This window comes from Lacimicrobium alkaliphilum (assembly GCF_002591895.1).
In the GTDB taxonomy this organism is placed as follows: domain Bacteria; phylum Pseudomonadota; class Gammaproteobacteria; order Enterobacterales; family Alteromonadaceae; genus Lacimicrobium; species Lacimicrobium alkaliphilum.
This window is the reverse complement of record NZ_NISX01000010.1, coordinates 1-18,360: the sequence shown is the minus strand read 5'-3', so window position 1 is coordinate 18,360 and position 18,360 is coordinate 1. Positions and strand designations below refer to the sequence as shown.

General features: G+C 49.5%; 17 protein-coding genes. 13 read left to right on the top strand and 4 right to left on the bottom strand.

The window, feature by feature from the left end:
* The first annotated feature begins 16 nt into the window (after nt 1-16).
* The 4 genes from CDA54_RS10820 (at nt 17) to CDA54_RS10805 (ending at nt 4,742) form a co-directional block, all read left to right on the top strand.
* Nucleotides 17-1,843: a putative nucleotidyltransferase substrate binding domain-containing protein gene (locus CDA54_RS10820; protein ID WP_099035033.1), complete on the top strand. Its 1,827-nt coding sequence runs from the start codon at nt 17-19 to the stop codon at nt 1,841-1,843.
* Nucleotides 1,843-2,466 (top strand): 3'-5' exonuclease, encoded by a 624-nt coding sequence (locus CDA54_RS10815; RefSeq protein WP_099035032.1) that lies wholly within the window; start codon nt 1,843-1,845, stop codon nt 2,464-2,466. Before CDA54_RS10820 ends, CDA54_RS10815 begins: the two co-directional genes overlap by 1 nt.
* 224 nt (nt 2,467-2,690) lie before the next feature.
* The gene (locus CDA54_RS10810; protein WP_099035031.1) at nt 2,691-3,740 is read left to right on the top strand and encodes a cysteine synthase A; all 1,050 of its coding nucleotides are present in this window, start codon (nt 2,691-2,693) and stop codon (nt 3,738-3,740) included.
* 144 nt (nt 3,741-3,884) lie between these two features.
* Nucleotides 3,885-4,742 carry an aminotransferase class IV gene (locus CDA54_RS10805; RefSeq protein ID WP_099035030.1) on the top strand — a complete coding sequence of 286 codons (858 nt, stop codon included), beginning with the start codon at nt 3,885-3,887 and terminating at the stop codon, nt 4,740-4,742.
* Between the two features lie 191 nt (nt 4,743-4,933).
* Here CDA54_RS10805 and fur read toward each other — a convergent pair whose 3' ends face one another.
* Complete coding sequence (fur, locus tag CDA54_RS10800; RefSeq protein WP_099035029.1) at nt 4,934-5,353, bottom strand: ferric iron uptake transcriptional regulator; 420 nt, start codon at nt 5,351-5,353, stop codon at nt 4,934-4,936.
* 222 nt (nt 5,354-5,575) lie between these two features.
* Here fur and CDA54_RS10795 point away from each other — a divergent pair, with 222 nt between their 5' ends.
* Nucleotides 5,576-7,594: a HAMP domain-containing methyl-accepting chemotaxis protein gene (locus CDA54_RS10795; protein WP_099035028.1), complete on the top strand. Its 2,019-nt coding sequence runs from the start codon at nt 5,576-5,578 to the stop codon at nt 7,592-7,594.
* Nucleotides 7,595-7,657: 63 nt separating this feature from the next.
* Here the strand turns inward: CDA54_RS10795 and rrtA are convergent, their stop codons facing one another.
* Entirely contained in the window at nt 7,658-8,254 is a 597-nt protein-coding gene (gene rrtA / locus CDA54_RS10790; protein ID WP_099035027.1) for a rhombosortase, read from the bottom strand.
* A gap of 165 nt (nt 8,255-8,419) precedes the next feature.
* Here rrtA and CDA54_RS10785 point away from each other — a divergent pair, with 165 nt between their 5' ends.
* From CDA54_RS10785 to CDA54_RS20010, 3 genes are all read left to right on the top strand, one after another.
* Nucleotides 8,420-9,184, top strand: a complete 765-nt coding sequence (locus CDA54_RS10785; protein ID WP_099035026.1) for an enoyl-CoA hydratase — start codon at nt 8,420-8,422, stop codon at nt 9,182-9,184.
* Nucleotides 9,185-9,194: 10 nt separating this feature from the next.
* Nucleotides 9,195-10,931, top strand: coding sequence for a gamma-glutamyltransferase (ggt, locus tag CDA54_RS10780; protein ID WP_099035025.1), 1,737 nt, complete (start codon nt 9,195-9,197; stop codon nt 10,929-10,931).
* A gap of 251 nt (nt 10,932-11,182) precedes the next feature.
* Complete coding sequence (locus CDA54_RS20010) at nt 11,183-11,320, top strand: hypothetical protein (protein WP_373286091.1); 138 nt, start codon at nt 11,183-11,185, stop codon at nt 11,318-11,320.
* A 94-nt stretch (nt 11,321-11,414) separates the two neighbouring features.
* On the opposite strand, the gene CDA54_RS10770 is transcribed toward CDA54_RS20010, so the two are convergent.
* Nucleotides 11,415-11,873, bottom strand: a complete 459-nt coding sequence (locus tag CDA54_RS10770) for a hypothetical protein (RefSeq protein ID WP_229748137.1) — start codon at nt 11,871-11,873, stop codon at nt 11,415-11,417.
* Nucleotides 11,874-12,015: 142 nt separating this feature from the next.
* Nucleotides 12,016-12,981 carry a cysteine synthase A gene (gene cysK, locus CDA54_RS10765; protein ID WP_099035022.1) on the bottom strand — a complete coding sequence of 322 codons (966 nt, stop codon included), beginning with the start codon at nt 12,979-12,981 and terminating at the stop codon, nt 12,016-12,018.
* Nucleotides 12,982-13,146: 165 nt separating this feature from the next.
* Here cysK and CDA54_RS10760 point away from each other — a divergent pair, with 165 nt between their 5' ends.
* The 5 genes from CDA54_RS10760 to CDA54_RS10740 all read left to right on the top strand — a co-directional run bounded on the left by CDA54_RS10760 (nt 13,147) and on the right by CDA54_RS10740 (nt 18,233).
* Nucleotides 13,147-13,983 carry an AAA family ATPase gene (locus tag CDA54_RS10760; protein ID WP_099035021.1) on the top strand — a complete coding sequence of 279 codons (837 nt, stop codon included), beginning with the start codon at nt 13,147-13,149 and terminating at the stop codon, nt 13,981-13,983.
* Nucleotides 13,983-15,155, top strand: a complete 1,173-nt coding sequence (locus tag CDA54_RS10755) for a vWA domain-containing protein (RefSeq protein ID WP_099035020.1) — start codon at nt 13,983-13,985, stop codon at nt 15,153-15,155. Before CDA54_RS10760 ends, CDA54_RS10755 begins: the two co-directional genes overlap by 1 nt.
* Before the next feature lie 94 nt (nt 15,156-15,249).
* Nucleotides 15,250-16,377: an RDD family protein gene (locus CDA54_RS10750; RefSeq protein WP_229748138.1), complete on the top strand. Its 1,128-nt coding sequence runs from the start codon at nt 15,250-15,252 to the stop codon at nt 16,375-16,377.
* Between the two features lie 73 nt (nt 16,378-16,450).
* Nucleotides 16,451-17,242: a hypothetical protein gene (locus CDA54_RS10745; RefSeq protein ID WP_099035019.1), complete on the top strand. Its 792-nt coding sequence runs from the start codon at nt 16,451-16,453 to the stop codon at nt 17,240-17,242.
* A gap of 454 nt (nt 17,243-17,696) precedes the next feature.
* A complete protein-coding gene (locus CDA54_RS10740) occupies nt 17,697-18,233 on the top strand; it encodes a hypothetical protein (protein ID WP_099035018.1) in 537 nt (178 codons plus the stop codon).
* Nucleotides 18,234-18,360: the final 127 nt, after the last annotated feature.

Sequence of the window (18,360 nt, the reverse complement as noted above, 5' to 3'; positions counted from 1 at the left end):
CGGAGCAAAAAGACTTATGGACAGCATGGATTCAACCCGCACATTTCTGCAGCGCTGTGTGCCATTTGATCGGCTCAGTGTGGCGCAGCTGGATTATTGTCTGCAACACCTTCAGTTACACTACGTGTGTGAAGAAAGCCTGGATGAAGTTATCCCTAAAGACAGACCTCAGTTGTATCTGATCAAAAAAGGCGTGTTTGATCTGCTCGGTAACCATAATCAGCTGATCGAGCGCCTGGAGCCCGGTGATCTGTTCGGTTTTCCGTCTTTATTGACAAAGCGTCCGATTACCAACCGGATCAAAGTGCTGGATGATGGTCTGATGTTCAGTCTCGCACAGTCTCCTTTCGATTACCTCTGTCAACACAACCAGGAGTTTTCTGACTATTTTTCCAGGGCCCTGGGAGACCGGTTGTTGACCGAGTCGCGCACGCAGGAGCACGACTGGACCCAGTTATCGGTGGCCGACATTCTGGAACGTTCACTGGTGTCTATCAGTGCCGATTGCAGCGTGGCTGACGCGGCCCTGCAAATGAGCGAGAACAAGGTGTCCTGTCTGCTGATTCAGGACAATGATGAATTGCAGGGTATTATTACCGACCGGGACATTCGCTCAAGGGTGGTGGCGCAGCGACAATCCTACGAGCAGCCCGTGCGCCAGTTTATGACGACGCCGGTGATCGAACTGGACTGGCAGGCTCCGTTATTTGATGCGATGCAGGCCATGACCAGTCAGAACGTACACCATATCGCTGTGGTGAGAGACAGCAAACCGGTAGGGGTAATTACTGCCACTGATCTGATGCGGCAACAGCGCAGTGAGCCCTTGTTTCTGGTCAACCGCATACGCAAAGCCGATACGGTAGACCAGTTACAGGCCATCGCCGAACTGGTACCCGAGCACTTGCATCAGTTTGCTCATCGCGTAGTGGATGTGCGCCTGGTAGGCGATCTGCTGGCCAGCTTTACCGACGCCTTTAATATCCGTCTGATTCGTTTATATCAACGGCAGTATGGCGAAGCGCCATTTCCGTTTGTGTGGCTGACATTTGGCTCTCAGGCAAGGCGTGATCAGTCGTTAAGCTCAGATCAGGATAACGGCCTGTTGCTTGAACAGGAGCCGGACGCTGTTCAGGCGCAATGGTTTGCCGGGTTGGCAGAGTTTGTTTGCGATGGGCTGGCGCGCTGTGGTCTGGAACTTTGTGGCGGCAATATTATGGCCTCCAATGACCAGCTGCGGGTATCCGGGCAGGCCTGGATCAGCAAATTCAGACGCTGGATCCTGGAACCCGATCAGGATGCGCTGATGCGCACCAATATCTTTTTTGATCACCGGGCCCTTTACGGAGACCAAAAGCTATTTGAACACTTTGATCAGGCCGTCAGTAAACTGGCCACGAATCAGATCTTTCTGGCTAATCTGGCTGCTAACAGTGCCGATCTGGCTGTGCCTATTGGTTTGTTCAATCGCTTTCGTACGCAAAAACTGGATGACGAAAAGGAAGTTATTGATATTAAAAAAAGTGGCATCGCTATCATCAATGATATCGCCCGTATTCATAGCCTGGCATCTGGTATCCGGGATTGCGGTACGCCAGCGAGATTGCAACGTCTGAAAGATACCGGGGCCATGAATACCCATGATGCGGAGGATCTTTTGGCTGCCTGGCGGTTTCTGGTACAAATGCGTCTTACACATCAACTCAATCAGAAGACCCCTGACAACCTGATTGCTCCGGATCAACTGGACTCGTTGACCCGGCGACAGCTGAAGGCCGCCTTCAGACTGATCAAGGATGCACAGGAAGGGCTGGCACTGACCTTTTCCCGTGGTGCGTTTTGATGCAGTGGCTGAAACGCTGGCTGAGTGGCAATCAACACAGCATGCTATGGCAACAGTATCGCTATCTGGCTATCGATCTGGAGTTGTCAGGTCTGGATCACAGAAACGATGAAATCCTCTCGCTGGCATGGGTGCCTGTTGAACCGCCTGGTATCTTACTTAACCAGAAACAACATTTTATTATCCGAACCAATGCGAGGTTAGGGCAAAGTCCGGCGATACATGGTCTGACCCGGGAACATTTAGAGCAGGGCGTGGAATTAGCACAGGCGTTGAGTTGGCTCACAAAAGCGACCGAAGCCTATGCCAATACCCTGTGGTTGTTTCATCATGCGCCTCTGGATCTGGCCTTTTTGCGGGAGGCCCATAAGACTCTGGGGCGGCCGTTTGCTCCTCCTAAGGTAGTGGATACGCTGGCACTTGAGCACAAGACCCTGAAACGGCGTGGTAAATCGGTAGAAATGGAGGGGCTGAGTCTGGAAAAGTGCCGGGCCAGATACGAATTAGGAACTCATCCGGCCCACAACGCACTGGAGGATGCTATTGCTACCGCTGAATTGTTTCTGGCTTATTGCTACCGAAACTTCCGCGATCAGCCCCATACACTGAGCAGTCTGCTCTGATATCAAATGCATTGTATTGTTTACTGATACAGAATTTTCGCGAACCCTGACCAACCTGTAATAATTATTCTCAATGTTGACCCTGCAAACATAGAACAAATCGCACCGTTGTTCCTAATCGTCATCTGCCGGTATTTTAATTATAAGACTGCGTCATTGAGGGCTTGCGTTGTGGAATTGTCACGTTAATCTTGGGTAAACCCCTAGTATCAGAGAGTCAGATTATGATCCTTGCCCGCCATCAGGCTGAGCTTATCGGTAATACCGATCTGCTACGTATCCATTCTCTGTCAGAGCTTACCGGCTGTGATATCTATCTTAAATGTGAATTCCAGAATCCGGGCGGTTCGATTAAGGACCGTGCGGCATTGCAGATGGTGCAGGACGCCATGCAAAAAGGGCAACTGAAATCCGGTATGACCATTGTCGAGGGCACTGCCGGCAATACAGGAATTGGGCTGGCGCTGGTAGCCAAATCATATGGTATGCAAATGCTGGCGGTAATGCCTAATGACCAGGCTAAAGAAAAAGAGCGGGTACTGGAACTGTATGGCGCCAAACTGATGACTGTTGACCCTTGCCCCTTTGTAAATCCTAACCATTTCTATCACCGCGCCAGGAGCCAGGCAGAGCAGCATAAAGATCACTGGTGGGCGAATCAGTTCGAAAATACCAGTAATGCCCGTGCCCATTATTTGCACACCGGCCCGGAAATATGGAAACAGAGCCAGGGGAAAGTCGACATCCTGGTTTCAGCGGCGGGTACCGGAGGCACTATTGCCGGTAACTCGATGTACCTGAAAGAGCAGAATCCTGATCTGAAAGTCTGGCTGGTGGATCCTGATGGTTCTGGAATTTATCATTATCTGAAAAGCGGCGAGTATAAAAACCACGGCAGTTCTATCACCGAAGGTATTGGTATCATGCGGCTGGTGGAGAATTTCCGTCAGGCCAGCATCGATTATGGGATTAACCTGCCGGATTCCGATCTGGTGACCATTGCCCGTTACGTGCGCAATAAAGATGGCATCGTGCTGGGCAGTAGTTCTGCGTTAAATGTCGCCGGTGCCCTGTTTGCGGCATTGTACAGCGGCCCGGGTAAGTCTGTCGTGACCTTTGCCTGTGACCTGGGTGAACGTTCTGCGTCCAAGCTTTACAACACCGCGTATTTACAACAAAAGGGTCTGCTTGATTGCCCCAAAGATGTAACGGCACTGGTGGAAAAATATCGCAGTCAGAAGCAGCGGGACAAGGTTGTGAACACCGGTATATAACGTCTTCATTACCAGCTCAGTAAACGATGAAAACGGGCTTATTGCCGGGTCTGCACAGTCGCAAAAAATAGATCTATAACAGACAATGTTTCCGCCCGGTACATTGATGTATGATGGCGGCCGTTTTTTTGCCGGAGTGTCGCTATGAGTATTGTTTATCTGAACGGCCAGTTTATGCCAAAACAACAAGCCAGTATTTCTCCTATGGACAGAGGTTTTTTGTTCGCCGATGGGGTATACGAGGTTGTGCCTTCTTATGGCGGCAAAATGGTTGGGTTTAAGCAACATCTTCAACGTTTAAATGACGGCCTGGAGGCTCTGGAAATCACGCTGGATATGTCGTTGTCTCAGTGGCAGGCGGTGTTTGAGAAGCTGTTGGACGAGAATGGCAATGGTAATCTTGGTATTTACCTGCATATCAGCCGTGGCAGCGAGGAAAACCGTGCCCATCGCTATCCTCAGCGATTAACGCCAACGGTGTTTGCCTTTACCTTCGAGATCCCGGCCGAACCGATCGCTGAGCCAGACAAAGCCCATACCTATAAAGTGGTCTCTGAACAGGATAAACGCTGGAAACGTTGTAATATTAAATCCACGGCATTGCTGGGGAATATCATGCATTATCGCAGCGGGCAAAAAGCCTCAGTGGATGAAGTGCTGTTGTTCAATGAGCGTAATGAACTGACTGAGGCGGCGGCCTGCAACGTGTTTATCGTCAAAGACGGTATCATTGTTACGCCACAACTTGATAACCAGATTCTGCCAGGTATTACCCGCTATATACTGCTCCATGCCCTTGAACAGCAAGACGAGCTCCCCGTTCAGGTCCGGGCTGTTAGCATGGATGAAGTCAGAGAGGCGGATGAAATCTGGTTAACCAGTTCAAGTAAAGAACTGGCGCCCGTGGTGGAGCTGGATGGTCAGGCTGTGGGCAATGGTATGCCCGGGCCGGTGTGGCAAAAAGCGCAGTCGCTGTTTAGCCGGGTAAAATACCAGTACTAAGGCTAACAAAGCAATTAACCACAGAGGCACAGAGAACACAGAGGTACCAACTGACTTGCTCCTTTTACTTCTCTGTGCCTCCGTGGTTTTCTTAATCAATGTAGCCAGTATACGGGTGTTACGAAGCGTGCCCCGGGGATGATTATCTTCTTCAATTGGCCCAATAAATTGGGCTCTACAGATTTGCCAGGCTATCTGTCTTCACAGCTGGGCTGGCAGACACCGTATAGATACAGGCTGTGGTGGGTGAGTTTGATATTGTTTTTCTCAGCCACCTCTATCTGACGCTTCTCAATAAGATCATCTTCAAACTCGATGACTTTGCCACATTTAAGGCATACCAGATGGTCATGATGTTTCTTCTGACCCATTTCGAAAACTGATTTGCCGCCCTCAAAATGATGCCGATCCAGCAAGCCGGCATCGTCAAACTGATTGAGCACGCGGTAGACCGTCGCCAGACCTATCTCTTCGCCTTGTTCCAACAATATTTTATAGACATCTTCTGCGCTGATGTGCTGGTTGGCAGGCGCCTGAAGGATCTCCAGGATTTTAATTCTTGGAAGAGTGACTTTTAAGCCAGCTTTTTTTAATTCTTGGTTCTGTTCCATGTTAAAACGCCGATAAAATTGGAGATGGCTTCATTATAAGGGAGTCAGCCCGGATGAAAAGTCATTCCGTGGTAATTGAGAAACAAATTCAAATTGTTATGATATTGTAAACCAACTGGTATGACCAATTGAGCCTGCATCACCCGAAGCCACCAACAACCACGGACTGGTCTATAACTGGGTAAAGGTTTTTTATTTACCGACATTTCAGGTAGTTAATTTATGCGTATAACAGTGGTAGGAAAGATCGTTACCGGCTTTGTGCTGTTTGGTATATTGCTGTTAATTACCAATATTACCTCTTATTGGGGCCTTTCGGATATTCGCCAGAGCGCGCGTCTGGTGGTGGATGAGAAAATGCCGGTGCAATCGCAGATGCTGGTCGTACAGACACAGTTACTGGCACTGGCGAAAATATCTACTGAAGGTTATTACACCGCCAACCGTGAAAAACTGCTGGACAGCCAGCAACAGTTTATCGCTCTTAAGCAGGAATTTAACGGTCAACTCGAACGTTTGCAGCACTTCCCCCTAAACCCACAGGATAAAACCTTGTTATCCAGTGCCATGCAGGCGGCAGAGAATTATCTGGTGCGGGCTGAACAGATGTATCAACAGCGGATAAAGAGTTTGTCATTGCAAAAAGACGTTGATGATATGGCGCTCGAACTCGAATATACCGGCAGTGATGCCGGGGCTAACCTTTTGGATATGTCTTATCTGGACGGTGCCGAACAGGGGACACTGGCGCAGATAGTGGGAGCCGGTGCGCGGGTCGATAACATTATCGTCACGTTGCTTAATGCCACCGGGGAATTTGCAGCTACTCGCGACAGTGAACTGAGTCAGACCATCCGGGATAATCTGCAGCTGACTCTGGGAGACTTGAACAATAACGTCGTATTTATTAACCGTATAGCGGACGGGGTTGATACTGATGGTCTGATGGAAGCGTTTAATCAGCAGTATCAGAAGTTTATCCAGCTATATGAAGGCGACACGGGTTTGTTCGCATTAAAGTCGGAGCAACTCGACACCCTTGCCCGGGCCGAAGAACTGATGTTCGCGGCTGAGGTCAGTATGGAACAGGCCCGCGTGGAACTGGGTGAGTTATTCGATAAAGTCAACGCGGATACGTTGCAGGGGCAGAACGCTATTCTGGATGCGGTACAGAGCAATATCTTCAAGAGTGTACTGATTATGCTACTGGCGCTGGTGATGGTGATTATTATCGGTATTACAGCGGCAAGAAGCATATCCGGGCCTCTGAGACGGATCCGCACCAGCCTCAGTGTGATTAGCAGCGGCGATCTGACCCACAAAGCCGATAGCAGCGGAGATGATGAATTTGCGTCTCTGGCCCGGGATGTCAACGAACTCAGTAGTGGTTTACATCAGGTGGTATCGCAGATATTGCGTCAGGAAACCCTGCTTGAAGAGGCCATTACCAGCAGTGAAACGTTGTCTGAAAATACCCTGAAGCAGGTACAGCAGCAGACCGACCAGGTCCGGGATACCGCCGAAAACACCAGCAGTGTGCGCCAGACCAGTAAAAGCAACCTGGATCAGATCCAGCAAAGTACTATCAGGTTGTCTGAAGTGGCGAATCAGAGCCGCCATGCCAAAGAACTGGTCAGTCGTTCGAAAAAACATATTCTTACTCAGGCTCAGCAGGCAGGGCATTCAGCAGAGGTTATCAACCGGCTACAAACTAACAGCAATAATATTGGTGGTATTCTGGATGTGATCAAAACCATTGCCGAGCAAACCAACCTGCTTGCTCTGAATGCGGCAATTGAGGCTGCAAGGGCCGGGGAGCAGGGTCGGGGGTTTGCGGTGGTTGCTGACGAAGTCAGAACTCTGGCTAATCGCACCCAAAGCTCTACACAAGAGATTGAACAGATGATTTCTGCTCTTCAGTCAGATGCCAGTCAGGCGGTAGATGCCATGAGCTCAGGTCAACAGCAGGCCAAAGACAGTGTTGAACAGATTGAACAGGTGGATGAAGAAATTCGTTCTATTGAACAGATTATCAGTGATCTCAATGGAATCAATGAGCAGATTGTCGAAGATACCGGCCACCAGGATCAATTGCTCGAAACGGTAACATCCAGTCTGGAGCGGATTGTTGAGTTGGCAGAGAACAGCGCGGACTCAACCCGGCAATCCAGCGCTTCGATGAGCCAGGTAGGTACACTGATGCAGGAGCTTAACAAGGCCGTGTCCAGATTTAAGTTGTAATTGAGCATTAAAGCCACGTAGCGGGCTTTCAGCTGTTTTTAACCTGATGACCCGGGAATACGTTTACCGGGATGGGCCATCAGCCCGCAGATAAAATAGGGTAGGCAGGCTAATGAGCAGGCCACTGATCGCACCGAATAAATGGGCTTCGACGGCGACTCTCGCATCGATCAGAGCAGAGACCGTCTGATCACCACCAAACTGCATTTCATAGCCAACTTTTACGGCCACCCCAATCAGCAGCAGCCAGCCTGAGCGCCGTCCGGCATGAATATCACTTATTGCCCCGCAGACAAACAAGCCATGTAGCACGCCTGAAAGGCCCACATACCAGGACAATTCCGGTACCTGCCAATAAAGACCAACACTGATACCTAAGGCACAAGCAAATACAATGCTGAGGTACTGGCGGAGCCGGTAATACTCACCAAACACGGCCCAGAGCAAAATAACCCCAGCGCCATTGAGCAACAGATGGTTCAGGTTGGTGTGCAACAAATGGGCAGTGAATAACCGCCACCACTGGAAATCTGTAATGGCGTCACGGTGATAGGCAAGTAGCTTATAACTGTCTGGCGTAAATAACTGCGCCACAACAATGAACAGCAACAACAGCAGAGGGCCGGTAAGCTGCCTGGGTTTAAAGGGGAGACTTAACATAGGAATTGATTACTGACTTCTCCGTTGTAAGAGATTTTCAGGCATCATACCGCTTTGTGGTTAAATTGTATTGACTGTGGCTTTGCCGAATGTCGATCTGTTTATTGCTTTTACACACTGGTAAAGTGCAGAGTCCCAGAAACAGAATAATCAAGCAGGGCCGGCATGACAGAAATACTGATCCAACAGAAAAACCAGGTACTGGAAATCATCTTTAATCGTGCAGATAAGAAAAATGCGCTGACCCACGTCATGTATGAAAAAATGGCAGTAGCACTGGAACAAGCCTCGTCTTCGTCCGAAATAAGAGCGGTTTTGTTTAAAGGGGAAGGGAAAGATTTCACCGCCGGCAATGATCTAAACGATTTCGCCAATGCCTCAGGGCCTGAGCAAGTGGAGCAAACGGTTCGCTTTATGACCGCACTGATGAAGTGCCCGTTGCCAGTGGTGGCGCAGGTTCAGGGCATGGCCGTCGGGATTGGTACGACGCTGTTGCTGCACTGTGACCTGGTCTACTGTGCAGACAATACTCGTTTCTCAATGCCTTTTATCGATCTGGCTCTGGTACCGGAATATGCCTCGAGCTATTTGTTGCCGAGACTGGTTGGCCATCGCAAAGCGGCACAATGGCTGATGGCAGGAGAGCCATTTGATGCAGCAGAAGCGGAGCAGGTTGGCTTAATCAATCAGGCGTTACCACCAGAGGAACTGGAACAAAAAGTGGACAACGTGTTACGGAATCTGGTGGGTAAGCCCAAACAGGCGATGAAACTGACCAAGTTGCTGATGAAAACCTCCCATCAGGAGGTGACCCGGCATATGCACAATGAGCTGGATTTGTTTATTAAACAGTTGAAATCCGACGCTGCAAAAGAAGCCTTCGCCGCCTTTCTGGAAAAACGTAAACCTGATCCGTCACGTTATAACTGAGGAGTATAGAATGCAGTTACGGGTATTAATCTTACTGAGTGTTGTCGCCGTTAATGGTTTTGCCAAACCTGAAAAAAGAGAAGACAGAGAGCCTGAGGCGGCTACCGGGTATCAACAAAAACAGGCTGTTGAAGCGGATAGCTTTATGGTCAGTGCGGCCAATCCTCATGCGTCACAGGCGGGTAAAAAGATTCTTCAGCAAGGGGGCAGTGCCATAGATGCTGCCGTAGCCGTTCAGGCCATGTTGACATTGGTTGAGCCGCAGTCTTCGGGAATTGGCGGCGGCACCTTTATCCTTTACTGGGACAACGAAAATAACCGTTTGTATACCTTTGATGGCAGGGAAAAAGCCCCGCAGAATGTTGACCCACAAATGTTTATCGAGGATGGTAAGCCAAAGCCCTGGCGAGAAGCCATCGTTGGTGGTCAGGCCGTGGGGGTACCCGGTGCTGTCAGCGCACTGGATATGGCCCATCAAAAATTTGGCACTTTGCCCTGGAAAACCTTGTTCGAGGACAGCATCGAACTGGCCCGCAGCGGATTTAAAGTCTCTCCGCGTCTGGCAAAACTGGTGGAAATGGATATTCATCCGGGCGTAAAACGCTTTAAAACCACCAGAGAGTATTTCTATCCACAAAATAAGCCGGTTGCCGCCGGCACGTTGTTAAAAAATCCCGAACTGGCGGACAGCCTTAGCCGGATAGCCGCTTCCGGCGCCAAGGCATTTTATCAGGGCCCGCTGGCGCAGCAGATTGTCAACACTGTGCAGCACGCCGGGATCAATCCTGGTCGCCTGAACCTGGAAGATATGGCCTCTTATAAAGCGGTGCAGCGCGAACCCTTGTGTGGGGCTTACAAGCTTTACACCGTGTGCGGTATGGCTCCGCCGAGTTCAGGAGGGGTAGCGATAATACAGACACTGGGTATACTCGAACCCTTCAAACTGGAGCAGTATGAGCCTAATAGTATCGAGGCCCTTCATCTGTTTACTCAGGCGTCCCGACTCGCTTTTGCTGATCGTGAAGCCTATGTGGCAGACAGTGACTTTACGGGGCTGGACATGCAGCCTCTGCTGGACAATGCCTACTTATCAACGCGTTCATCTTTAATTGAAACCAAGCGGGATATGGGAAAGGCCATGGCCGGAACCCCTTATGCTGAAAACCAATTGACGGCGGGTAAGGCATACGAGCGCCCTAACACTTCACATATTGCCATTGTTGATAGCAAAGGAAATGCCGTGTCGATGACCAGCAGTATCGAGATGGCTTTTGGCTCAGGCCTGATGACAAATGGATTTTTGCTGAATAATCAGATGACCGACTTTTCCTTTGTGGCCAGCAAAGCGGGTAAGTCTGTGGCCAACCGCATTGAACCGGGTAAACGCCCGCGCAGCTCTATGGCACCGGCGATGGTATTTGATCAGGATGGTGCGCTTTATCTGGTGGTGGGCTCACCCGGCGGTAGTCGCATTATCAATTATGTGACTCAGACCCTGATTGGCGTGCTTGACTGGAATCTGGATATTCAGCAGGCCATTAATCTGCCCAAAATCACTAATCGCAATGACTATACAGCACTGGAGAAAGGCACTGGGTTGTCAGAATCTGTTAAGGCGTTCGAATCCTTAGGGCATGATGTCAAAGTTATTGACCTTAACAGCGGTATTCATGGCGTATTGTTAAAGGACGGCAAGCTGATTGGTGGTGCCGATCCAAGACGTGAAGGGGTGGCACTGGGGTTGTAGGTTCCGGTAGTCTGGTCATGCTCACATGATGACTCACACACAAGCAACGCGGCTAAAGCAATATAGGTTAAGGGCGGCTATGGGCTGCACTGGTATCGTGTTGCTTTTGTTAAGCGCTGTTTTACTGCTTAGTCTGACGTTAACCCAGCAGGGTTTTCTCGACCGCGATCAGTGGGTGCTGATAGCTCCATTGGTACTGTTTTGGTGTTATCTATGAAGAAGTGTTTTTCCGTGGCTTTTTATTTCAATGGATGGCATCGCGCAGGCCGGTGTGGTTAGCGGCAATAATCAGTTCAATTATTTTCGGCGCCTCCCATATTATTCCGTCGCAGGCCATCAGTGCGGCGCCGCAGATAAGGCTGAAGAGCTGCTTTATAAGAGGGTATTAGTGTTTGTCGGTGGCAATAACAATGTGCCACCGGGCAATATCAGTTTTACCAAAAATATCATAATGGCGATTATGAGGTTATGGTTGTTACTGACTTAGAGGAACTTGTCAGCCTCTATTTCATCAACCAGCCATTCACCCTTAACCTTAGTGAGATTAACAGTACGCAGATCCTGGACTGTTTCATTGTGTAGCTCACCGGTAAAGAAAATGGTGATACTGGCCTGGTCGGAAAATTCTGAACGCATATTGCTGTTACCGCTGTCGATCTGCATTTCTACTTTGTCATAAGGCAGATTGATAACATGGCGCTGAAAGTTACGGTTGGTGCGGTAATTATCCAGTAATCTGTCCATGCGCTCGGAACTGAGGGTTTTCACACGTTCTATGTTGTCATCGTGATACAGATGATCGAAGAACTTGATGGCTGCGTATTCCGGTGTTCCTTCCTCCATCATGCCATACTTGCCAACACCCTCAGTGTTTTCGGCTTCAGTGCAGGCAGTTAATACCGTTACGATCAGTAAAAAAGGAATAAAAATCCAGGTTTTCAAAATCAGTCCCCGCTGGTGTCATTGATTGGAAGTCTGCGATGATCCTTTAAAAAAGTAAAGTTAACTGTTCTGATCTGTATAGTAAAAAGCCGCCATGACAGCATTGTCATGGCGGCTTTTATGCACATTAGTATTGCAGATTTTACTGTGCCAGATCTTCTTCGCTGAAGGCACCGGCAAACAAAGGGCTGGACAAGTAACGCTCTGCGGAGCTGGGCAGGATGACAACAATGTTTTTGTTGGCATTTTCAGGCTTTTCCGCCAGACGTTTCGCCGCGATTACTGCGGCACCGGAAGAAATTCCCGCCAGGATACCTTCTTCGCGCATCAGCCGATGTGCCATTTCCATAGCATCATCATTGCTGACCTGTTCCACAGCATCCACCATATCCAGATCCAGGTTACCGGGAATAAAGCCTGCGCCAATACCCTGAATTTTATGCGGGCCTGGTGTCAGATCCTGGCCCGCTTTGGCCTGAGTGATCACAGGTGAGTCAGTTGGTTCAACGGCGACACTCAGTACCTGTTTACCTTTGGTTTTCTTCAGATAACGGCTGACACCGGTTATGGTTCCGCCTGTACCTACACCGGCGATGAAAATGTCAACATTGCCATCCAGATCCTGCCAGATTTCCGGCCCGGTAGTCTTTTCATGGATCTCTGGGTTAGCCGGGTTGTCAAACTGTTGCAGCATAATGAATTTGTTCGGATCCGAGTCGACAATTTCCTGAGCCTTGGCGATCGCCCCTTTCATGCCTTTAGGGCCTTCAGTAAGAACCACATTGGCGCCCAGCGCTTTAAGCAGTTTGCGCCTTTCCAGGCTCATGGTGCTGGGCATGGTCAGGGTCAGTTTGTACCCGCGGGACGCCGCCACAAAGGCCAGTGCAATACCCGTGTTACCGCTGGTGGGTTCAACCAGTTCTTTGCCTTCAGTCAGTACGCCACGTTTCTCGGCATCCCAGACCATATTGGCGCCAATACGGCACTTGACACTGAAGCTGGGATTGCGGGATTCCATTTTGGCGTAAACATTACCACCAGTGACACGATTTAGTTTGACCAGCGGTGTATGGCCGATGGACTCTGAATTATCTTTAAATACTTGCATGGTTGTTCCTTGCATGTTGGTGTCGGCATCATCGGGCCAGACAACTGATTAAAACAGATTTTAATTTCACTAGTATAGATTAGGCCTATGCCACTAAAATCAAACTGCTTTTTTGCTATATGATATTTTGATTCATCACAACAAACTAACGAGTACAGAGGGCTTATGAGCTTTACCGGAACTGACAAATATATTGCCTCCGAAGAATTACAGTTAGCGGTGAACGCCGCTGTGACCCTTGAACGGCCACTGCTGATAAAAGGCGAACCGGGTACCGGTAAGACCATGTTAGCAGAGGAGGTGGCCGGCAGTCTCGGGGCTGAATTGATCCCATGGCATATTAAATCCACTACTAAAGCCCAGCAGGGGCTGTATGAATACGATGCTGTATCCAGGCTGCGAGATTCACAACTGGGCGACCCTAAAGTGCAGGATATCAGTAACTACATTATTAAGGGTAAACTCTGGCATGCCTTTGAGGCACAGAAGCGCCCGGTGCTGTTGATTGATGAAATCGATAAGGCGGATATCGAGTTTCCTAATGACCTGCTCCAGGAGCTGGATCGGATGGAATTTTATGTTTACGAGACCCGTCAGACCATTAAGGCGGCGCAGCGTCCTATTGTGATTATTACCTCGAATAATGAAAAAGAATTGCCCGATGCGTTTTTGCGACGCTGCTTTTTCCATTACATCCGCTTTCCGGATAAAGACGAGATGGCCCGTATCGTTGATGTGCATTTTCCCGACCTTAAAAAGAACCTGCTGAATCAGGCGCTGGAGTCCTTTTTTAACCTGCGTGAGCTTCCGGGCCTGAAGAAAAAACCGTCCACCTCGGAGCTGATAGACTGGCTTAAATTGCTGGTGGCAGAGGATATCAGCCCTGAAACACTGCAAAACAAAGACAGCAAACAGGCGATACCGCCTCTGTACGGAGCTCTGCTGAAAAACGAACAGGACATACACCTGTTCGAGAAACTGGCTTTTATGGCGCGCCGCTGATGCTGGTTGAGTTTTTCTTTCGTCTTCGTCAATACCAGCTGCCGGTGAGTCTGCGTGAACTGCTGGATTTGTTAAGCGCGCTGGAAAAGCAACTGGTGTTCGCGGATATGGACGCTTTTTATATGCTCTCGCGCACTGTGCTGGTCAAGGATGAAAGTCATTACGATAAGTTTGACCGCGCCTTTGCCGATTATTTTAACGGGGTACAAAGCCTCGATCTGTTCGGTAAAGAGATCCCCGAAGAGTGGCTGCGTAAGGAGCTGGATCGTTATTTCACCGATGAAGAAAAGCAGCGCATCGAGGCCATGGGTGGGCTGGAAAAACTGATGCAGACCTTAAAAGAGCGCATGCAGGAACAGCAGAAACGTCATCAGGGCGGTAGTAAATGGATCGGCACCGGCGGCACCTCACCTTTTGGTGCTTATGGTTATAACCCTGAGGGGGTGCGTATTGGCCAGGAGGGTAACAATCAGTTTTCAGCGGTTAAAGTGTGGGATAAAAGAGAGTTTAAAAACCTGGCCAGTGATGTGGAGCTGGGTACCCGCAACCTGAAGGTTGCTCTTCGTAAACTGCGCCAGTTTGCCCGCACCGGTGCCAGTGATGAACTGGATATGCCGGCGACGATCCGGGGTACCGCAAATAACGCTGGCCTGCTGGATTTACACATGGTGCCAGAGCGTCACAATGCCGTGAAATTGTTACTGTTTTTTGATGTGGGCGGCTCCATGGATATGCATGTGCAGGCCTGTGAGGAACTGTTTTCAGCTGCCCGTAGCGAGTTTAAGCATCTGGAGTATTTTTATTTCCACAACTGCGTGTATGAAGGTGTGTGGCAGGACAATATACGCCGGCATGACGAAGCGATGCCGGTATGGGACGTGATCCACAAATATGGCAGTGACTATAAACTGATTTTTGTTGGTGATGCCACCATGGGGCCTTATGAAATTACCTATCCGGGAGGCAGTGTTGAACACTGGAATGAAGAGCCCGGTGCAGTGTGGATGCAGCACCTGTTGAACCACTTTAAGCAGGCAGTGTGGCTTTGCCCGCAAAATACGCAATACTGGGACTATTATCAGTCACTACGTATTATTCGTGAGCTGATGGAAGACCGGTTTTACCCGATGACGCTGGAGGGTATCAGTGAGGCAATTAAAACCCTGAACTGACCGGCCATGTAAGCTTTTTGGCATAACAAAACGGATCCTGACATTCGGTATGACAACTTTAACCACACCTTCCACGGCGCAGAGAGAGTCACCAGTGCAAACATCATCCACCGTGATAGCAGAAAGCCGCGACTACATCACGCCTTATGCGTTTGAGGTGCCGTCACAGCTTTATGGCATCGCATTGGCAAAGCCCTGGAAGCGTGGGGTGGCTATTCTTGTTGATCTGCTGTTGGTGGCGCTGCTCACGCATATAAACACCTTGTTTATGGCGGCCGCAGCCTCAGCAGTGCTGGTGCGCTCAAGTAGCCGGTTACGAAGTAAAGGGCGCTATCCTGTGGTGCGAAAACTGCTGGCCGGGGTGGCAGGGCTGTTACTCTTTGTGGTGATTTTCGGTGCGCTGGAGGCGTATCGCGAAGCCACAACCGGAGAGAGCAGCGTCACCGAAATGGCGCAAAAGGCACAACAAATAGGTGATGTGGGGCGTTTTACCGCCAATATGGTACAGATGGGTATGACCACAGAAAACATCCGCTCAGGTGACTGTGCCCCGGCCATGGAGTGCTGGCAAACTATTAGCAATAAACTCCTCGATGATCTGGCGCGTTTTACGCTGCCGCAAAATAAGCAGCGCGAGATTATTAATGCTATGTATCAGGAGGCTGAAGGTGCCCTCAGTACGGCGCAGCTGAGTGAATTCAAACAGCAGACAGATAACCGTTACGCGGAGATTCAAGTCACTCAGGAAGAGGAACGGCGTCAATCCGAGGAACTGGGTCCGGAGCAAGCCCCCGATGACACCACTGAAATTATTGCGCCTTTAGGTGCAGATGAATCAGACAAGCCCGGTATCATAGCCTGGTTTAAAGGGATTTTGTCGGATCTGGGGCTGGGGTTTGGCTGGGCTGCCTTGTACTTCACCGTATTTACCGCCTGGTGGAAAGGGCAGACGCCGGGCAAAAAACTGTTGGGTTTAAGCGTGGTAAGACTGGACGGCCGGGCGCCGAATCTGTGGGAAAGCTTTGGTCGTTATGGTGGTTATGGTGCAGGTCTGGCGACAGGACTGCTGGGTTTTGTGCAGGTTTTCTGGGACATCAATCGCCAGGCGATTCAGGACAAGATCTCGGAAACTCTGGTGCTGGATCTGAGAAAACCACGGGTAAGTATTGAAAACGCGGCGCAGGCCAGCAATGATGATAATGAGCAGATCAATAACTCATAGCAATCTGTATAGATAATCGCTCTGTCAAAGCGGGTAATTATCGATGCGGATTGTTATCAATCAAGGAGTAGAGATGAAAAATTGTGTCAAAAAAATCATACCAGTGGTTGCCGGTGTACTAATGGTGTCGGCGGTTCAGGCCGGTACCCGCATATCCACGCAGATTCAGGGCCAGGATAAAGCCCAGCAGCTTTATGTGCATGAGGGTAAGGCTGCGTCATTAGACGGTGACGGGCGCACTGAGTTTATCTATGACGGCAACGCCGGTGAAATGATCACGCTAATGCATCAGGAAGGTCGCTACATGCGCCTGAATAACGAGCAAATGCAACAGATGGCCGGAGGCATCAGCAAGATGCAACAACAAGCCATGACGCAGATGGAAGAACAAATGGCCAATATGCCCCCTGAGCAACGGGTGCAGATGCAGCAGATGATGGAACAAATGATGCCGGGCATGGCAAAAAAATCACCACAGCAGGAAATCAGCCTCGAAGCGAGCGGCAAAACAGACAGTATCAACGGTACTGATTGTGAATGGATTGCGTTAAAGCGCGGTGAGAAACTGGTCAATGAAGCTTGTGTGGCTGACCTGGATGACACGGCGATAGCGCCTGCCGACTATCAGACGCTTGCCGGTTTTTTCAAGAAGATGAGCGATTTTACCGCCCAGATGAGCGGTGATGTAGACGATGCCATGCTTAATCAGCACCTGTTTGCTAACAACAAGGTGCCGGTGCAAATCAAAGAGCATAAGGACACGGGAATACAGGTGATCAGCCTGACTTTTGACAGCCAGCAACCCAAAGCCGACATGTTCGATATTCCCAAAGGCTATGAGCCTGAGCCAATACCGGATTTCTAAGCTGCACATGGCAGTCGGTCATTCCCGCGCGCTGTTGGCGGGAATCCAGAGACCTTATGGTGAAAAGAGACAAAAGCATTAACCACGAAAAACACGAAAGGCACGAAAGTATTAAAAGAGTACAGATGTATTGTTCGTGGTTGAAAGAGAAAAACCTGATTAACCACAGAGCCACAGAGAACACAGAGGTATATAGGCTATCAAGGGATAACACTCCGTGACCTCTGGTCTCTGTGGTGAGAAATAGAACAGCAGGACACTGGATGCCCGATAGCAGCACTCGGGCATGACAGCCAGTATTCCTGCGTGTGTTTGGCGGGAATCCAGTGCCAGAGCCCGCCTATAGAAGGTGGTACAACAGGGATAAACATGCAAAAAAACACAAAACAGGAAGTATTCCGCATTCAAACAAGGGACCCTTCCCGCTATAAAATTGTTAGGGAGAGCAAAGTGCATGGCACATCATCCTGAAATTCCCATTGATACCTACGTAAAGATGTCACGTAATGACTTAAGTGATTTATGGTTTGATGCCTATGGTTGGATCGCTTGCTACTTCGCGCAGCTTGAAGGCTTGAGCTACGCTCTTATCGACCTGCTATGCGATGCTCAAGACAAGGTTCGGTTTAAGAAATTGCCGTATCAAAAGCGCATGGACCAAGCTCGCACAATGATTTGTGCACATTTTAAGGCGCAGGGACAGATGGCTCTCGCGGATGAATGGGATGCATTCCTTTGCGAAGCCAAAGCTGCTGCACCTTTAAGAAACAAGATTCTGCACAACCCATTAAGTATCAATTTAGCCTTAGGCGACCCACTTAACAATCCCGATGCGGGTATCATCTTGACACACCAACCTGGACAACCGGTTCTTAAGCTAGGCGCAGTGCAAGAATTTGCAAGGTCAATGCTTGAACTGAATAATCGGATGCAAGACCTACTGTTGCGCGGTCAACTTATCCCACAGCAGTCTGGTAACAATATTGCCTAACACTCAAAGATTATCATCAGCAAAAAGTACTGGCTTCGCAAAATCGTTCGCGTTCTCCGCCGCACGCAGCGATAAGCCTCACCAAAAGAATGGAGTCGATGATGAATGCGTATTCTGCTGAAGCTGA